Genomic DNA, 16,225 nt, shown 5'->3' with positions numbered 1-16,225 from the left:
CCGGCCGTCCCGAGTGTCGAAAGGCCGCGTGAAACTTCGATATTTTCCCGTCCCCGGAAGGGGCGGTCTGCTGCAATCCGAGGGTAATGAAATGGAGCACGAACTCATCTATGAAGGCAGGACGACGGCCCAGAGGCTTCGCCCGCTGGTGATTGTCGTCGTGGTGTCGAAGCTGGCGGTATCGGCCTTACTGCTGACGACAGTGCAGTTGCCTTCGCCAGCTCCGGCACCGGAAATCGCCTCGTTGCGGTGAACGGGGCTGTCATCCCGCCCTTCTGTCGCTATAGGTGGCCGCGGAACGGAACGAGTTCGGGTTGGTATGCGCGGGGTCACCCCCCACATTTCAACCGAGGACCCATAAGCAAAGCGAGGTCGCATGTTACAGGCGGGCATTATCCCGGTTACGCATTTCGAACAGAACTGCACGATCCTGTTCGATAGTGAAACCAAGGAGGGCGTGGTCGTCGATCCGGGCGGTGACGTCGACATCATCCTGCAGACGATTCGGGAGAACGGCATCGCGCTGAAAGCGATTTGGCTCACGCACGGCCATATCGATCATGCCGGCGGCGCCAAGGAATTGAAGGAGGCGCTAGGGCTCGAGATCATCGGTCCGCACAAGGACGACCAGCCCCTGCTTGAGCGATTGGAAAGCCAGGCGGAGCGCTTCGGCTTGACGATGAAGGTGCAGAACGTCTTGCCCGACCGGTGGCTCGAAGACGGTGATACCGTCTCCTTCGGCGATCATGTCTTCGAGGTGCTGCATTGTCCGGGCCATGCGCCGGGCCACGTGGTCTATTTCAACAGGGCGCAGAACTTCGCCCATGTGGGTGACGTGCTCTTTCACGGTTCGATCGGGCGCACCGACTTGCCCGGCGGCAATCATCAGCAGTTGCTTGCCTCGATTCGCGACAAGATCCTGCCGCTTGGCGATCACGTCGGTTTCATCTGCGGCCACGGGCCCGGCGGGCAGATCGGCGAGGAACGCCGCAGCAATCCCTATCTCAGGGGGCTCTGACATTGCGGCATTACAGCGCCGTGCGTCCTTTAGGACGAACGACGCTGTAACTCTTTGATTCCACGCATCGTGCTTTCCGAAAATCGGGTCCGATTTTCGGGCCGATGCACTAATCCTTCGGCCAGCCGAAGGATTAAGCTCGTCCTGCAGCGCCGCGCGTCTTTGGAGACGCGCAAAGGGCGCTACAGCACCTTGAAACGCTGCATGAATCAAAATGGCACACGCCTCGTACAAAGGCGTGTGCCATCGTTCAGACTGCCGCGCTTCTATCAGCCGGCGGTGCAGAAATGGCTGCGGCCGTCATAACCGACGAAGGTGCCGCTGTCCGGATCGAACGAGCGGTAGCGCTGCGAGCAATAGCGATACCAGGCCGGTGTCCACGGTTCGAGGCCGTAGCTCTCCACAGCGACGCGGCGATAGACCGGGCGAGCCTGGTAAACCGGACGCGGCTGGTAGACCGGGCGGGGCTCGTAATATTCGGGTTCCGGATCGACATAGACGCGCTGGCTATAGACCGGCTCGCTGTAGTAGCGCGGCTGCGAGGCGATCGCGCCTCCGATGAGCGTGCCTGTGACTAGGCCCACGGCGCCCGCGGCCCATGCATCATCGTGATCTCCTGCTTGGGCGGTACCGAAGGTCGGGAGGACCACCGCAGCTGCGGCAACGGAGAGAACAGCGGCTTTGATGAATTTGTTCATGGGCTTCAATCCTATGCATGGGGCCGGAATCAGTTCCGGTTTTCATCATGAACGGACTCTATGGCGTCCAAACTGAACGCAGCCTGAATGAAAAAACCCGGCAAGTTTGCCGGGCTGCAACTTAAACTTAAATGTCAGCAGAGGCCGTATCAGCCGGCGATCTGCAGGTTGACCGCCTTCGGGCCTTTGCCGCGGCGATCCGGTTCGGTGTCGAAGCTTACCTTCTGATTTTCCGTAAGGCCGCTCAGGCCCGAAGCCTGCACGGCTGAAATATGTACGAAGATGTCTGCACCACCATTGTCAGGCTTGATGAAACCAAAGCCCTTGTCGGTGTTGAAGAATTTTACAGTGCCAGTTTCGGCCATGCGTCAGGTCCTTTTCTCTCCACCCGCTTGACGGCGCGGGCAGCATTGCAGTTTTGCCCAAAATGGGCGTGGGGGCAGGCAGTTCTCGAAATTTGAGGAAAGGGTCCTGTTATCGCGACCAGCCATAAGAAGGGAAAACAAGCCTCCCCCCCAATCTGGCCGCCCGGAGTGGCTTGCGTCTCCGGCCCGCTTATAATTCAAGATCTTCCCGTGTTCGCAGATTGCCCGAACACAGTAAGAGTGATGGGTTTATTTTGAATTGGCAAGCAAAACTTTTCTGACGAGGTATTGCAGCTTGCCATTGCTCAAAAATCGATCAGTTGCCGTCGCGGCGCGGGATATTATGAACGCATCGCAAGCTGTTGAAATCACAGCTTTTTGAACACGCGTGCGGCTGGACTGGACGATTTGCGTCATATTTTGTCGCTCTCGATCATGCCGCGGCTTCGCGCGGTTTCGTTCGAAAATCGCAAGCGCCTGATATGTCTCATGTTCCGGAAGCGGCAAAGCTCTGTCGCAAATCTTTGCAGAAAATCTGCAAGGAATACAGCAAACTTCGCCCGCGGTGGTGCTTGGCTTGTCTCATTCCGAAGCAAAATTGGCGCTACTGGACAGTAATAAGTAATACCGTAAGTTCAGCTTGCCCGCTGTACAGAGAATTCTTGCCTAAGGCATGATTCCTAAAATCGGAATCGGTTTAAGGACAAAATCATGCAGGATTTCAAAGTCTACAGCGAGCCGTCTGATCGGACGCCGGGCGCTGTAGGTTGAGTCGCATCAAGCGGCTGCTTCTGCCTCCTGGCGCCGTTTCGCCAGTTCAGGAATGAGTTCCACCGCCAGCATCGCCACGAAAATGACGGCGCAGCCAAGGTAACCGATTGGCGTGATGACTTCGCCAAGCAGCAGCCCCCCGAAAAGAGCGGCGAAAAGAGCCTCGCTTGACAGGAAGATCGCCGCCTGCGGTGCCGTCGTGTAGCGCTGGCCGACAACCTGGCAGATGAAGGCGACGCCGCTTGAAAACACGCCGGCGTAAAGGATCTGGGGCAGGGCGTTCTCGATCACCTCGAGGCTTAGCGGTTCGGTGAAGGCTGCGAGTACGCAACCAAGCACGGCGCAGACGGCGAATTGCACCATCGATAGCAGCATCGGGCGACCGGTATCGGAGGCGAAGATGCCGACGAGCAGCATCTGGATTGCCCAGAAGAGCGCACAGACGATCGTCAGGAGATCTCCGCCGGTCAGGCTCGAAAGTGCCCCACCGCTCAGAAGGAAGATGCCGAAGGTCGCAAGCAGGGCGCCCGGCCAGATGACCCAATGCGGCCTGCGGCGCAGGAACACGACGGTCAATATCGGTACGAAGACGACGTAGAGCCCCGTCAGAAAGCCGGAATTGGTCACGCTCGTCGTCAGAAGCCCGAACTGCTGCGTCACCGCGCCGCCGAAGAGCGCCAGGCCGATGACAATGAAGTTGCGGATCGATTTTTGCGGAAGCGGCTTCTTGGCAATTTTTCCTTCGACAACCGCCAGCGGCAGCGCGACGATCGTCGCGATCGCGAAACGCAGGCCGATGAACCAGAGCGGACCGATTGCCTCCATCGCAGTCGATTGAGCGACAAAACCGGCCCCCCAGATCGCACCGGAAAACAGCAGGAATAGATTGGCCTGGAGGCGAGTCACGGCTGTGCTCCCGGATCGTGACGGTTCTGGATCGAGGCAATCCAAAGCCATGCCGCTCCGGTGATTGCAAAGCCGCTCTATCAGTTGCGTTTTTGCGGGGCAAGCCTCATCCTTCGCCTCCTCGATGGGGAAAAACCGGTGATGTGACGATGGCGACTCCCGCCGTAGGGACCTGACGTGATCCGATGAGCGACGCAGGCTATTCCGGAACACCACTGATAAAAAAGCTCGGCCTGCGCGACGGGCAGACCGCGCTCATTCTTGCCGTTCCGTCCACCCTTCCTGAAATTGCTGCCTTTCCCGGTTTCGCACTTGCCGACACTTCGATCGGCCGGACCGTCTCACGCCGCTATGACTACATCCATGTCTTCGAAACCGACCGGACCGCGCTCGAAAGTCGGGCCGATGCGCTCGCGGCGTGGCTTAGGGCGGACGGAATGTTCTGGGTCTCGTGGCCGAACCGGTCCTCGGGCGTTGCGACGGACCTGACCGAGAATGATTTGCGCGAGATATTTCTGCCGCTCGATCTCGTGGATGTGAAGGTCTGCGCCATCGACCCGGTCTGGTCGGGGCTAAAATTCATGTTTCGCAAGGAGGTGCGGGCATCGCTTCGAACGGGCTGAAACCCAATTCCGGATGGAAAGCCGTCACTTTTTCTGGATGTGCACTGAACGCCGTTACTGGGTCGGAGCCTTGGAGACTCGGAGAACGGCGCCATTGTCTTCGTCGGTCACCATCAGCAGCGCGCCGTCCGGCGCCACGATCACATCCCGGATGCGGCCGAATTCGCCGTCGAACAGTCGTTCCTCGGAGGTGATCGCGCCGTTTTCGTCTCTCTCCAGGCGGACGAGCAATTGGTATTTCAGCGCCGCGACCAAGAGGTCGCCGTCCCATTCCGGGAACATGCTGCCGCGGTAAACAGCGAGCGCCCCCGGGGCGATCGACGGATCCCAATAGTAGAGAGGCTGTTCAAGGCCCTCCTTGGCCGTGCCTTCGCCGATTTCTGCGCCGGAGTAGTCTTTGCCGTAGGTGATCACCGGCCAGCCGTAGTTCTTGCCCGGCTGCGGGTTGTTCACTTCATCACCGCCGCGCGCACCATGCTCGACGGTCAAGAGCTTGCCGTCACCCCGGTCGAAGGTGATGCCTTGCGGATTGCGGTGTCCTTTCGACCAGATCTCGGCGAGACCTTCGGTGCCGCCGCGATAGGGGTTGGAAGCCGGAATGCTGCCGTCGGGGTTGATGTGCAGAATGGCGCCGGCGTGGTCGCGCGGGTCCTGCGCCCGGTCACCTTGACCGCGATCACCAATGCCGAAGAACAGGCTGCCGTCCTTGTCGATGGCGATGCGCGAGCCGAAATGCTGGCCCCCGCCGGTGAACTTGCTCATCCGGAACAGTTCCTTGATGTCACTCAAGCGCCGTTGGTCGTCGGAGAGAGCCGCTCGCACAAGCACCGTGCCATAGCCGTCGCCGTCACTGGCGGAGTAGGTCAGGTAAAGCACGCGGTTGGTGGCGAATTGCGGATCGAGGGCCACATCGAGCAATCCGCCCTGGCCGCGAGCGGCCACATCGGGCACGCCATCGATCGGGGCGGATAGCTCGCCGTCGCGCAGGATGCGCAGCCGTCCCGGGCGCTCGGTGACGACGAGGCCGCCGTCCGGCATCACCTCGATAGCCCAGGGGTGGCGGAGCCCGGTTGCGAGCGTTTCGACGAGAACTGTGCCGGTCTGGGTGGAAAATTCCTGCGCCCCTTGTGCGGTCGCGACCGGCGGGGCAAGGAGGCAGAGAAAGCCGGAAAGACAAAGGGCCGCAGGCCGCGTCAACAGGGCCGGGAGGTTCGTCAAACCTGCCCTCAAGAGCGAGCGCCGCATGCCATTCTCCGGATTGTGCCTTCGGTTGAGGTAAGCTGGGGCGCAGGCGCCTGTCTTTCAAGTCAAATCGGATCAAAACGGCTTTATCGGGAGATCGAGCCCGTGGTGAGCGGAACGGCGCGCTGCTCGCCGACGAGTTCAGCATTGACGATATAGCGCATCGGCCCCTGTTCGACGGCATCGAAGGGCCAGCACGTGGCGAGCGCAAGGTGGTGTCCGCTGGCAGACGCGTTGATGCCGCTTTCGTCCCAGCGGGCGACACGGCCTTCGCCGGCGCGGAAAATGAAGCGGCGGCCATCCTTGCGCGTCAGCACCAGGAGGTCACCGGGGCTCACGTCCTTCAGCCAGCGGAAATGCGTGTCGCGATGGGCGGCGATCACGGATGTTCCTTCATCGCCTGGTAGTGGCGTGTTGGCGAGCCAGGCGGGGCCAAAGGCAAGAGCCTCGCCGCTTGCTCCGGCAAGGACGATTGCCGAGCGATTGATGCGGGGTGCGGAGATTTCCGCCTCGGTCTCGAAATCCGCCCAAGGCCAGGGCCTGCCGTCGGCGTTGCCGCGAAGCTGTTCTTCGAAACTCTTTCGCAACAGGACCTGCGAAACCTCGGCCTTGGCCTTCATGTAGAAGCCCTTGCCGATCAGCAGCAGGCCGGCAAGCGCAACGAGGGCGATGATCGCCACGACGATCGTTTCGATCGCCGACAGTCTGGCAAGAAAGCCGGCACGCTGCCCGGAGAAATCATCGTCGTCAGCCATGGCGGTGAACCCTTTCGACAATGAACGCGGCGATCTGCTCCCGCCAGAAAGCGAAGGTGGTGCCGGCCAGGAGCGCGATCGCAAGCAGCATCAGACCGATCAGTATCTGCCTGTCGGCCTCGGTTGCCGTCTGCGGCAGGTTCACCTGGTTGTTCGCCTCGGCGATCAGGGTTGCGGCGCGCGCCGTCGGTGCTGCGGCCATGCGGTCGGCAACCAGCATGGCGCGTTCGCTCCGGTCGCCCGCTGCCTCACGCTCATCGATCTTGCCCGGGTCGGCCGGGTTCTCGCCAAAGACCTTGCCGAAATCCCATCCTTCCGGAAGGTTCAACGGAACCTTGGCGCCGGCGAGCGGCTCTCCGGCCGGGCGGGAAGGGGTGACGTCGACCGCGACAAGGCTGGTGACGCGTGACACGAGATGATGAGCCAGCGCGACGGTCTCGATCTGCCGATCGAGTTCAGCCGGATCCGCGATTGCCGCGGCGCTCGCCTCGAGATCATCGATCTTGCGGCGCGCCCAGAGCTTGGCGATGCCCTCGCCAGGTGCCGCCTTGGCGATGTCCATCTCGACCCGCCAGGGTTGGTCTCCCGCCTTGCCGACGATCCTGAGCTTGCCTTCCGGCGCTGCGCCGGCAAGCTCCGCCGTCAGCACCACCGGTTCGCCGCGGTAGAGGTCGGGCATAGGGTCGGGGGTGATGTCCGCTGCGGCAATACCGTCAAACGCAGCTGAAATTTCGGTCATGACCGGGTTTTCGAGTTTCTCGAAAAGCTCAACCATGCGGGAGGCGACCTCGCTCTCCGAGCCGATCAGGGTGAAGGTGCCACGGCCATACTCGGCGGCCTTGGTCATGAAATGGCTGTTGGGAGCGGAACCGATACCGACGGTAAAGACACGGGCATCGCCGCGACTGTTGCGGATCTCGTCGAAAAGCTGGCTCTCGTTGCCGATAGCGCCGTCGGTAAGGAAAATCACCTGGCGCAAGGCGCCGGGTTGCACCGGTCCCTGGGTGCGAAGGGCCGCCTCCAGCGCCGGCAACATTTCCGTGCCACCCTCAGCGGTGAGCGCGCGCACGAACGCGATGGCATCCTCGCGCTTGTCGGGCGTGGCGGCAACGAGTTCGGGAAAGTGCACGGTCATCGTGTCGTCGAAGCGGATGACGTTGAAGCGGTCATCGTTGTTCAGTCGTGAAATCGCCAGCGCAAGGCTCTCCTTGGCCTGTTCCATCGATGGGCCGGCCATCGAGCCGGAATTGTCGATGACGAAAACGACCTCGCGCTTGACTGCCTTGCCGGCCTCGACGGCAGATGGCGGCGTCACGAAGGCAAGCAGATAGGTCTTGCCGCCCACCGTCTCGCGGAAGAGACCGGCATAGGGGCTCTTGCCTTCGATCGCCTTCCAGCTCAGTTCGAAATCCTTGTCGGCCGGAACGCTGCCGTTTTTGAGCGTGATCCGGCGGCTGAGTTCGTCGAGTGATGCGATTTCGACCTCGTGATAGGGCGAGCTAACGCTTGCGATCGGGAAACCGGCCTTGAGGTTGACCGTGAGCGTTACCGGGTTGACCTTGGCGTTTTCTTTCGGATCGAGCACCGGCGCCTCGATCTTCTCCCGATCCGGAACCGGCTCGCTCACGGCATAGCCGCTGCGGCCGTCGATATCGACCGTGTTGACGATCGGCTGCGGATTGTAACGGGGCGCGACGACCATCGGGAAGCGGAAGGAAAAGACCCCGTTCGACTGGCGAACGCCGCTCTGATACTCGATCTGCACGACGATGGTTTCGCCTGGACCGATATTGGCGACCTGGTTGGTGAAGATGTTTGGTCGCTGCTGCTCGAGAAGCGCGGCCTTTTTGCCCTCGGCCTTGGCCTGTTCGTAGATTTCCTTGGCCTCGGCCCGCCGCTTGATCTTTCCCTCGATGAAGCGATCGCCGATCTGCATCTTCAGCGTATCGACGGCGGAGTCCTCGGGGAGCGGAAAGACGTAGGTGCCCTCGACCCAGCCCTTGCTCGGGTTTTCGAAGCGCTGGGTGACACGGGTCCGCATGATGGGACCGTTGACGTTTATCTCGACGTCGGTTGCCAGCCGTGGCGCCTCGACGAAATAGCCAGGTTCCCTGGAAGGAAAGAGCAGTGTGCCGGTCCCCATGTCATTGGGGCGGACATAGCCGGCCAGCCGCTGCGGCCTGGGTTCGGCCGCTTGAGCTGAAGCCTGCGCCAACAGGCCGAGGATCATCACGATGCAGGCCGCAAGTGCCGCGAGCGCCAGATAAAAGCCCCAGCGCGCCTCGTTGTGCCGGGTGCGCGCAGTGGCGATTTCGTCGTCGAAAAACATTGCATACCCCCACGATGCGAATGCATTCACGTCATGGTAGAAGAGGCCCGGAAATCGGCTCTTGCGGGACTAAATTGCGGCGCTCCGCGACAGTTGTTGTGACCAAATTAAGGCATTGCAGAAAGCGGCAAAACACGCTGATTTTTTTGAAGAAAATTTGAAGCGCGGACGTTCGTTTCTGGTGTCGATTCCCTGCCGCCGCGACCCCAGCTAGGCGCGAGATGGATTGGCTTTGTCAGGACCGTGCACGCCTGAGGGCGAGGGTATCACCGATCGATCGCTTCGATGGCATTCATGAAACTTTGTCATGGTGACGCATTTTGCGCGGCTTTGCCGCCGTTTTTGCCGCTCAAGCGCTTGCAAGACCGGGCTTCTTTCGACATAGACCTAACCGCTATGGAGCCTGACTTTCCGTTCCGTAGCGCTTCACGCCGTTTCGAAACGATCAGGACCTCACACCATGGCCTTCCTTGCCGATGCCCTTTCCCGCGTAAAGCCTTCCGCCACCATCGCCGTTTCGCAGAAAGCCCGTGAGCTGAAAGCGAAAGGCCGTGATGTCATCGGCCTCGGTGCAGGGGAGCCGGACTTCGACACGCCGGACAACATCAAAAAGGCCGCGATCGATGCGATCAATCGCGGTGAGACGAAATACACGCCGGTTTCCGGCATTCCGGAACTGCGCGAGGCGATCGCGAAGAAGTTCAAGCGCGAGAACAATCTCGACTACACGGCGGCGCAGACGATCGTCGGCACCGGCGGAAAGCAGATTCTTTTCAATGCCTTCATGGCGACGCTGAATGCCGGCGATGAAGTTGTGATCCCGGCACCTTACTGGGTCTCCTATCCGGAGATGGTGGCGCTGTGCGGCGGCACGCCGGTCTTCGTCGCGACCAAGCAGGAAAACAATTTCAAGCTGAAGCCCGAGGATCTCGAAAAGGCTATCACGCCGAAGACCAAGTGGTTTGTCTTCAACTCGCCGTCCAACCCCTCCGGCGCTGCCTATTCGCATGACGAACTGAAGGCGCTGACGGACGTGCTGATGAAGCACAGCCACGTCTGGGTGCTGACCGACGATATGTACGAGCACCTGACCTATGGCGACTTCAAGTTTGCCACGCCGGTCGAGGTCGAGCCCGGCCTTTACGACCGCACGCTGACGATGAACGGCGTCTCCAAGGCCTATGCCATGACCGGCTGGCGTATCGGCTATGCCGCAGGCCCGCTGCAACTCATCAAGGCGATGGACATGATCCAGGGTCAGCAGACCTCGGGCGCCACCTCCATCGCGCAGTGGGCGGCCGTCGAGGCGCTCAACGGGCCGCAGGATTTCATCCCGCGCAACAAGGAAATCTTCCAGGGCCGCCGCGATCTCGTCGTCTCGATGCTGAACCAGGCCAAGGGCATCTCCTGCCCGACGCCGGAAGGCGCCTTCTACGTCTATCCGTCCTGCGCCGGCCTCATCGGCAAGACTGCGCCGTCCGGCAAGGTCATCGAGACGGACGAGGATTTCGTCTCGGAGCTTCTGGAAGCAGAAGGCGTCGCGGTCGTTCACGGTTCGGCCTTCGGTCTCGGTCCGAACTTCCGCATCTCCTATGCGACGTCGGAGGCGCTGCTCGAAGAGGCTTGCCATCGCATCCAGCGCTTCTGCGCCGCCTGCAGGTAAGAACGGCCTTTACCGCAAACGAGGAGCCCGCCGGTGCGTCGGCGGGCTTTTTGCTGCCGCTCAAAGGGCGATTCAACGCCTTGCCAATCCGATTCAGGCGACGGTTCTATCTCACTGAAATCGGGATCAATTTCAGCGCGGGGGCAGCTTTGGCGACAACGCGTGCGGTCACGTCGTGGGTCTTGTCGCCCGCATGCTCGGTCTGTCCGCCATTCGTGTCCACCACGATACGAGGTTAGGATAATCCTTGATCAGGGTGCGTCCTTCCGGAGCCATCAGGAAATAGCCGAACATCGAAGCGGCATGCAGATCGGCTAACGTCAAGCTGTCGCCGGTGAGCCAAAGCGCATCCTTCATGAGATCGCTCACCGCTTTGAGGCACGTTGCCGCCTTGGGGAGATTTTCGGCAATGCGTGCTTCATCGGCAAAGCCGACTTTGGAAGGCTTCGATACCCGCTCGACGTAAATGCCCCAAACCAAAATCCGGTAGGCATAGCTGTCCATGATACTGATGACCTGATTGACGCGGGCGCGCCGTTGCAGGTCGGAAGGCTGAAGGGCGGGCCCTTCAAAGGTCTCATCGATATAGCGCGTTATCGCGCCCGTCTCATACAACTGAAAGCCGTCGTGTTCGAAGGCCGGAATGCGGCCGAACGGGTGTCGTTGAAGATAGTCGGAAGGCGGGCCGCCTTCAGCGAAGACGTCGATCGGCACGAGGTCGTAACCGATGCCTTTTTCTTCCAGCGTCAACCGAACAGTTCTGACGTAAACGCTGTAATCCGCTCCAAAGACGAGAGGCTTTGCCATTGTCTGCTCCCGATAGAGTATTTCGCGGAAGCCCCGACCAACGCGGTCACTTCGCATCGGATTTTCCGCAGCATTGTACCGGTGCATTCTATCGCTACCGCAGTGCCCTTTGCACGCCTGATAAAACGCGCGGCGCTGCAGGAACGCGTGCAGGCCTGCGCTCAGGCCTGCTGTCGCCCACAGGCGATTCAACGACTTGCCAGTCCGGATTCGGGCGGCGGTTCTGAGATCCGATTCACGTTTGTCTCCGGATTGTCTCGATCACGCCCGAGATGTCGTCGCTGCCATGACCTTCCGCAATCCGGCGGGTGGCGAGCCGAAGCATCGGTTCGATGAAGTCCGGCGCGATACCTTGCTCCCTGCTCGCCCTGGCGATGTTCTCGAGTGCTACCCTCTGCATGGCGAGATTCGAAACCACGGAGCGATCGTGCAGGCCGCTGTCGACCTTGTTGGCAAGGTCCGGGAGTGTGCCGCTCATCGCCGTGATCCACGGAAGGAGAAGCGGCAGGAAATCGGTGACCTTGCCGCCACTGCTTGCCACTAGCGCGCCGGCATGCAGAAAACCCGAGAAGAGGCCATACATGCCGGAAAGCAGCGCGAGGTCATAAAGCGCTGCGAGGCTTGGATCCTCGCCAAGATGACGGCTTTCGGCAAGCGCATCGAGCGACGGCTTGTGTCGTTCGAAGAGCGCGTTCGAGCCGCTATAAAGGATCAAGGCGCCACGGTCGCCGATCATCGGCGGAATGGCCATGATGCCTCCGTCGAGATAGGCCGCCCCCTTCGTCTCGGCCCAGTCGGCGAGATCTTTCGCCTCGCGCGGCGTGCCGTTCGTCAGGTTGACGAGATCGCGGCCGCGGAGTGCATCCTGCGCCTCAGCCAGCACCGCGCCGGCGGCGGCATAGTCGACGACGCAGAGGATCGTGAGTTCGCTTGCCGCGACGGCTTCCGCGGAAGTCGCAGCAATCATTGCTCCAGCGCTCACAAGCGGCTTGGCGCGCGACTGCGTGCGGTTCCAGACAGTTACGGAATGGCCTTTCCGGACGAGGGTCGCAGCGAGTGCTGTACCCATGGCACCGAGGCCAAGAACAGAAATCCTGCTCATCCTTCTTCCTTTCCTGGTTCGTGTCAGAAGGCGGTCGAAAGCTTCTGGCCGAGACCGCCATCGACGGCGAACTTTGCGCCGGTCGTGAAGGTTGCCTCGAAGCCAAGGAACAGCACGGCGCGCGCCACCTCGTCGGCCGTACCGTTGCGCTTCATCGGAGTAACCGCATCGCCCAGCGCCTTGAAATTGGCGCGCTCAGCATCGGTGATGCCGGCAATGCCCTTGGTCGGCGTGTCGATGAAACCAGGAGAGACAGTATTGACGCGGATGCCGCGCGGCAGGAGCTCGGTCGCAAGCACGGAGGCGAACGAGACGAGTGCCGCCTTGGTGGCGCTGTAGACGCTCATGCCCGGATAACCGCCTTCATCCGCAACGGAGGAAGTGAAGACGATGGAACCGTCCTTGCGGATCAGTGGGGCCAACCGCTGCGCGGTGAAGAACGCGCCCTTGGTGTTGACCGCGAACTGGCGGTCAAAGGATGCCTCCGTCACCTGATCGAAAGGCTCAAGTTCCGAAATGCCGGCGTTAATGTGGAGAAGATCGATCGCGCCCATCTTCTGACCGGTGGCGGCGCCGAGCGCTGCAATGTCGTTGAGATCGGCGATGTCGGAGCGCAGCGCGTGGGCACGCGTGCCGAACTGCTCCCTCACTTTTGCGAGGTTGTCCTCGTTGTTTCCGGTCAGGAGCACTTCCGCGCCGCCATCGACCAAGCGTGCGACGGTCGCCAGCCCCATGCCATGGGTGCCGCCGATCACAACGGCTTTCTTACCTTCGTAGATAGTCATGATGTCTTCCTCTTCGGTTCCAATAGGGGGTGAGGAAGAGATGCATTTGTGGACGAGCTTGCGCTAGCCGGGCTAATGTGGACTTATCATCTGCAGATATGGACAATGGATCCGACTAAATGGCGAACCTCAATGACTTCATGCTCTTCGTCCACGTCGTGGATCACGCGGGATTTGCCCCGGCGGCACGCGCGCTGAATGTCCCGAAGTCGACGCTCAGTAAGCGTGTGGCGGAACTCGAAAAAGCGTTGGGCGTTCGGCTCATCAACCGCACCTCGCGCCGTTTCGCGGTGACCGAGACGGGGGAGGATTTCTACCGTCACGCAGCGGCAATGCTGATCGAAGCGGAAGCTGCCGAGAATGTAGTCAAGGGGAGGCTAGCCGAGCCAAGCGGCACTGTCAGAATCACGGCATCCGTTCCGACGGCGCAGCTTTCGCTCGCGCCTCTGTTGCCACGGCTGGCGATCGCCTTCCCGAAAATCCGCCTTGTGGTGCATGCGACCGACCGGTTCGTCGATCTCATCCAGGAGGGTTTCGACATCGCCGTGCGCGACCACTTTGCACCGCTTCCGGATTCCGGCCTCGTACAGCGTCGCGTCGCCTCCGAGGCCAGCTGGCTGGTGGCGTCGCCGGCCTATCTCGATAAGCGCAATGTGCCGGAGTATCCTGAAGATTTAGAACATCACGAGGGCCTGCTGACATCGCTGACTTCGGAGAGTTGGACGCTGGAGCACCTGGACGGAACGGTTGTCAGCGTGTCGTCCAAGCCGCGATTTGTGGCGGATGAATCGCATGTCTTGCGCGAGGCCGCGGTGGCAGGGCTTGGCATAACCGCCCTGCCTGGCAAGCTTTGCCGCAACGAGATCGCCCGTGGCGTGCTCGTTCGCGTGCTGCCCCAGTGGACCGCGGGGTCTGTGACAACGACGATCCTGATGCCGCACCGGCGCGGGCAGTTGCCATCTGTGCGTGCCACCGTCGATTTCATCGCGGCGCGCCTTGCCGAAGCCTGATCGGCAAAGCCGATAGCGGGAAAGCAAAAGGCCCGCAGCGAGCGGGCCTTTGTAAACGCGGATGGTGGCTCTCAGCGCTCGGCAAGCGCCGGTTCGCCCTTCTTCTCGCGGATGAGATTGAGGAAGCGGCGGAAGAGATAGTGGCTGTCCTGCGGACCCGGCGAGGCTTCCGGATGGTGCTGGACCGAAAAGACCGGTTTGCCGCTCACGCGCAGGCCGCAGTTGGTGCCGTCGAAGAGCGAAATGTGAGTCTCTTCAATGCCTTCCGGCAGCGACTTCGAATCGACCGCGAAGCCGTGGTTCATCGAGACGATCTCGACTTTGCCGGTGGTGTGATCCTTGACCGGATGGTTGGCGCCGTGGTGTCCCTGGTGCATCTTCTCGGTCTTGGCGCCGAGTGCCAGCGCCAGCATCTGGTGGCCGAGGCAGATGCCGAAGACCGGAATTTCGGTCTCCAGGAGATCCTGGATCACCGGAACGGCGTATTCGCCGGTTGCGGCGGGATCGCCGGGGCCGTTGGAGAGAAAGATGCCGTCCGGTTGCAGTGCCAGAACTTCTTCTGCGCTGGTCTGTGCGGGGACGACCGTGACCCGGCAGTTGAGACCGGCGAAGAGCCGCAGGATGTTGCGCTTGACGCCGTAGTCGAGGGCTACGACATGATACGCGGCGTCGGTTTCGCCGAGCATCGAATAGCCCTTGTCCCACACCCAGGGCATTTCGTTCCAGCGGGACGACTGGCCGGAGGTGGCGACCTTGGCGAGGTCGAGACCTTCAAGACCGCTCCAGGCCTTGGCCTCAGCCTTCAGCTGATCGATGTCGAAGACGCCGGCGGGGTCGTGGGCGATGACGGCGTTCGGCATGCCGTTTTCGCGGATCCAGGCGGTCAGCGCGCGCGTGTCGATGCCGCAAAGGCCGATGATGCCACGCGCCTTCAGCCAGGCGTCGAGGTGCTTGGCGGCGCGGTAGTTGGATGGCTCGGTGATGTCGGCCTTGAAAATGACGCCGACGGCGCCGTGGCGGGCGGCGGGGGTCAGGTCCTCGACATCCTCGTCATTGGTACCGATGTTGCCGATATGCGGGAAGGTGAAGGTGACGATCTGGCCGAGATAGGAGGGGTCGGTCAGGATCTCCTGGTATCCGGTGAGCGCCGTGTTGAAACAGACTTCGGCCTGAACCTTGCCGGTCGCGCCGATGCCCTTGCCTTCGATCACCGTGCCGTCGGCCAGAACGAGAAGGGCGGTGGGTTTCTGGGTTGTCCATGCGGGTGTCGCGGTCATCGTTCCTATCCCGTTGCGGCGGAAGCGAGGCTTGAAAGCCGGTCGGTTCAGCGCCATTTCAAATCGCATACGGCATGGCGCGCGGAAACCCCGCGAGAAAAGGTTCATGCCGATGTTCGTGCAGGTGCCGGAAAATAACGAAAGGCCTTGGCCGGGTCAACCGGCCGCCATGAATTGCAAGGAAATAAAGTTCCTTATAATTCAAGTGGTTGCGTAATCCGTTTGATTGCACCTGCCGCACTGGTTTAAGACGACGACAACAACGACGTAATCGAACCGGTTGCGGGCATGAGCTCCGCGGGCCGGTTTCGACATGGAGTAAGGACATGCGCGACCAACTCGCGAACGCATTGAAAGAAGCCCTCAAAGCCAAGGACGCACGGCGCACTTCGACCGTCCGGTTGATCCAGGCGGCGATCAAGGACCGCGACATTGCCAATCGCGGCCAGGGCAAGGACCCGGTTGGCGATGACGAGATCATGCAGATCCTCGCCAAGATGATCAAACAGCGGGAAGAGTCCGCCCGCATTTACGACGAGGGCGGCCGCCCCGAGCTCGCCGAGCAGGAGCGCCAGGAAATTGCCGTCATCAACCAGTTCCTGCCCGAACAGCTTTCCGAGGACAAGGTGAAGCAGGCCTGTGCCGCGATCGTCCAGGAGACGGGCGCCCACGGTCTTCGCGACATGGGCAAGTGCATGAACGCGCTGAAGGAGCGCTACCCTGGCCAGATGGACTTCGCCAAGGCCTCCGGTCTCGTCAAGGAACTGCTGAAGTAAGCCCTACGCCCGCTTTGCAGCGGGCGTATCGCCTTCCATGCCGGCGCCGATCGGCCTCGTCTTCGAGCCTCGGCGCGCGGTATCTACCCTGTGAATTG

General features: G+C 61.2%; 16 protein-coding genes. 6 read left to right on the top strand and 10 right to left on the bottom strand.

Translation table 11 applies throughout. The annotated features are described in order from the left end of the window. Window positions 1–91 precede the first annotated feature (91 nt). Both QA637_RS11665 and QA637_RS11660 read left to right on the top strand, forming a co-directional pair. Window positions 92–253, top strand: coding sequence for a hypothetical protein (locus QA637_RS11665; protein ID WP_167528333.1), 162 nt, complete (start codon window positions 92–94; stop codon window positions 251–253). Window positions 254–376: 123 nt separating this feature from the next. After that, window positions 377–1,018, top strand: coding sequence for an MBL fold metallo-hydrolase (locus QA637_RS11660; protein WP_283061505.1), 642 nt, complete (start codon window positions 377–379; stop codon window positions 1,016–1,018). A 269-nt stretch (window positions 1,019–1,287) separates the two neighbouring features. On the opposite strand, the gene QA637_RS11655 is transcribed toward QA637_RS11660, so the two are convergent. The 3 genes from QA637_RS11655 to QA637_RS11645 all read right to left on the bottom strand — a co-directional run bounded on the left by QA637_RS11655 (window position 1,288) and on the right by QA637_RS11645 (window position 3,758). After that, on the bottom strand, window positions 1,288–1,716 hold the full coding sequence (locus QA637_RS11655; protein ID WP_153441271.1) for a BA14K family protein: 429 nt from the start codon (window positions 1,714–1,716) through the stop codon (window positions 1,288–1,290). Window positions 1,717–1,865: 149 nt separating this feature from the next. After that, on the bottom strand, window positions 1,866–2,081 hold the full coding sequence (locus tag QA637_RS11650) for a cold-shock protein (RefSeq protein ID WP_128442587.1): 216 nt from the start codon (window positions 2,079–2,081) through the stop codon (window positions 1,866–1,868). A 777-nt stretch (window positions 2,082–2,858) separates the two neighbouring features. Continuing rightward, a complete protein-coding gene (locus QA637_RS11645) occupies window positions 2,859–3,758 on the bottom strand; it encodes a DMT family transporter (protein WP_184108536.1) in 900 nt (299 codons plus the stop codon). Window positions 3,759–3,943: 185 nt separating this feature from the next. On the opposite strand from QA637_RS11645, the gene QA637_RS11640 reads away from it, so the two are divergent. Further along, window positions 3,944–4,381 (top strand): hypothetical protein, encoded by a 438-nt coding sequence (locus tag QA637_RS11640; protein WP_283061504.1) that lies wholly within the window; start codon window positions 3,944–3,946, stop codon window positions 4,379–4,381. A 54-nt stretch (window positions 4,382–4,435) separates the two neighbouring features. Here the strand turns inward: QA637_RS11640 and QA637_RS11635 are convergent, their stop codons facing one another. The 3 genes from QA637_RS11635 to QA637_RS11625 form a co-directional block, all read right to left on the bottom strand. Then, the gene (locus QA637_RS11635) at window positions 4,436–5,626 is read right to left on the bottom strand and encodes a PQQ-dependent sugar dehydrogenase (protein ID WP_153441268.1); all 1,191 of its coding nucleotides are present in this window, start codon (window positions 5,624–5,626) and stop codon (window positions 4,436–4,438) included. Window positions 5,627–5,709: 83 nt separating this feature from the next. Beyond that, on the bottom strand, window positions 5,710–6,378 hold the full coding sequence (locus QA637_RS11630) for a class GN sortase (protein WP_153441267.1): 669 nt from the start codon (window positions 6,376–6,378) through the stop codon (window positions 5,710–5,712). Then, a complete protein-coding gene (locus tag QA637_RS11625) occupies window positions 6,371–8,707 on the bottom strand; it encodes a marine proteobacterial sortase target protein (RefSeq protein ID WP_153441266.1) in 2,337 nt (778 codons plus the stop codon). Before QA637_RS11625 ends, QA637_RS11630 begins: the two co-directional genes overlap by 8 nt. Before the next feature lie 460 nt (window positions 8,708–9,167). Here QA637_RS11625 and QA637_RS11620 point away from each other — a divergent pair, with 460 nt between their 5' ends. Further along, window positions 9,168–10,370, top strand: coding sequence for a pyridoxal phosphate-dependent aminotransferase (locus tag QA637_RS11620; RefSeq protein WP_153441265.1), 1,203 nt, complete (start codon window positions 9,168–9,170; stop codon window positions 10,368–10,370). A gap of 168 nt (window positions 10,371–10,538) precedes the next feature. On the opposite strand, the gene QA637_RS11615 is transcribed toward QA637_RS11620, so the two are convergent. The 3 genes from QA637_RS11615 to QA637_RS11605 all read right to left on the bottom strand — a co-directional run bounded on the left by QA637_RS11615 (window position 10,539) and on the right by QA637_RS11605 (window position 13,064). Continuing rightward, window positions 10,539–11,177, bottom strand: a complete 639-nt coding sequence (locus tag QA637_RS11615; protein WP_153441264.1) for a glutathione S-transferase family protein — start codon at window positions 11,175–11,177, stop codon at window positions 10,539–10,541. 235 nt (window positions 11,178–11,412) lie between these two features. Beyond that, window positions 11,413–12,279: an NAD(P)-dependent oxidoreductase gene (locus tag QA637_RS11610; RefSeq protein WP_283061500.1), complete on the bottom strand. Its 867-nt coding sequence runs from the start codon at window positions 12,277–12,279 to the stop codon at window positions 11,413–11,415. 23 nt (window positions 12,280–12,302) lie between these two features. Next, entirely contained in the window at window positions 12,303–13,064 is a 762-nt protein-coding gene (locus QA637_RS11605) for an SDR family oxidoreductase (protein WP_153441262.1), read from the bottom strand. Window positions 13,065–13,183: 119 nt separating this feature from the next. Here QA637_RS11605 and QA637_RS11600 point away from each other — a divergent pair, with 119 nt between their 5' ends. Continuing rightward, window positions 13,184–14,074: a LysR substrate-binding domain-containing protein gene (locus QA637_RS11600; RefSeq protein WP_153441261.1), complete on the top strand. Its 891-nt coding sequence runs from the start codon at window positions 13,184–13,186 to the stop codon at window positions 14,072–14,074. 71 nt (window positions 14,075–14,145) lie between these two features. Here QA637_RS11600 and carA read toward each other — a convergent pair whose 3' ends face one another. After that, the gene (carA, locus tag QA637_RS11595) at window positions 14,146–15,351 is read right to left on the bottom strand and encodes a glutamine-hydrolyzing carbamoyl-phosphate synthase small subunit (protein WP_153441260.1); all 1,206 of its coding nucleotides are present in this window, start codon (window positions 15,349–15,351) and stop codon (window positions 14,146–14,148) included. Window positions 15,352–15,677: 326 nt separating this feature from the next. Here carA and QA637_RS11590 point away from each other — a divergent pair, with 326 nt between their 5' ends. Further along, window positions 15,678–16,127 (top strand): GatB/YqeY domain-containing protein, encoded by a 450-nt coding sequence (locus QA637_RS11590; RefSeq protein WP_153441259.1) that lies wholly within the window; start codon window positions 15,678–15,680, stop codon window positions 16,125–16,127. The last annotated feature ends 98 nt before the right edge of the window (window positions 16,128–16,225 follow it).

Origin of the sequence: Sinorhizobium terangae, assembly GCF_029714365.1 — a bacterium.
Classification (GTDB): Bacteria; Pseudomonadota; Alphaproteobacteria; order Rhizobiales; family Rhizobiaceae; genus Sinorhizobium; species Sinorhizobium terangae.
The sequence above is the reverse complement of the archived record's forward strand: the minus strand, read 5'-3'. Positions and strand labels throughout refer to the sequence as shown.

What these genes read in the sequence shown, in the direction of transcription:
- QA637_RS11600 (WP_153441261.1), top strand. Translation starts at nt 13,184, where the DNA reads ATGGCGAACCTCAATGACTTCATGCTCTTCGTCCACGTCGTGGATCAC.
- QA637_RS11625 (WP_153441266.1), bottom strand. Translation starts at nt 8,707, where the DNA reads ATGTTTTTCGACGACGAAATCGCCACTGCGCGCACCCGGCACAACGAG.
- QA637_RS11610 (WP_283061500.1), bottom strand. Translation starts at nt 12,279, where the DNA reads ATGAGCAGGATTTCTGTTCTTGGCCTCGGTGCCATGGGTACAGCACTC.
- QA637_RS11635 (WP_153441268.1), bottom strand. Translation starts at nt 5,626, where the DNA reads ATGCGGCGCTCGCTCTTGAGGGCAGGTTTGACGAACCTCCCGGCCCTG.
- QA637_RS11590 (WP_153441259.1), top strand. Translation starts at nt 15,678, where the DNA reads ATGCGCGACCAACTCGCGAACGCATTGAAAGAAGCCCTCAAAGCCAAG.
- QA637_RS11615 (WP_153441264.1), bottom strand. Translation starts at nt 11,177, where the DNA reads ATGGCAAAGCCTCTCGTCTTTGGAGCGGATTACAGCGTTTACGTCAGA.
- QA637_RS11665 (WP_167528333.1), top strand. Translation starts at nt 92, where the DNA reads ATGGAGCACGAACTCATCTATGAAGGCAGGACGACGGCCCAGAGGCTT.
- QA637_RS11650 (WP_128442587.1), bottom strand. Translation starts at nt 2,081, where the DNA reads ATGGCCGAAACTGGCACTGTAAAATTCTTCAACACCGACAAGGGCTTT.
- QA637_RS11620 (WP_153441265.1), top strand. Translation starts at nt 9,168, where the DNA reads ATGGCCTTCCTTGCCGATGCCCTTTCCCGCGTAAAGCCTTCCGCCACC.
- QA637_RS11630 (WP_153441267.1), bottom strand. Translation starts at nt 6,378, where the DNA reads ATGGCTGACGACGATGATTTCTCCGGGCAGCGTGCCGGCTTTCTTGCC.
- carA (WP_153441260.1), bottom strand. Translation starts at nt 15,351, where the DNA reads ATGACCGCGACACCCGCATGGACAACCCAGAAACCCACCGCCCTTCTC.
- QA637_RS11655 (WP_153441271.1), bottom strand. Translation starts at nt 1,716, where the DNA reads ATGAACAAATTCATCAAAGCCGCTGTTCTCTCCGTTGCCGCAGCTGCG.
- QA637_RS11640 (WP_283061504.1), top strand. Translation starts at nt 3,944, where the DNA reads ATGAGCGACGCAGGCTATTCCGGAACACCACTGATAAAAAAGCTCGGC.
- QA637_RS11605 (WP_153441262.1), bottom strand. Translation starts at nt 13,064, where the DNA reads ATGACTATCTACGAAGGTAAGAAAGCCGTTGTGATCGGCGGCACCCAT.
- QA637_RS11660 (WP_283061505.1), top strand. Translation starts at nt 377, where the DNA reads ATGTTACAGGCGGGCATTATCCCGGTTACGCATTTCGAACAGAACTGC.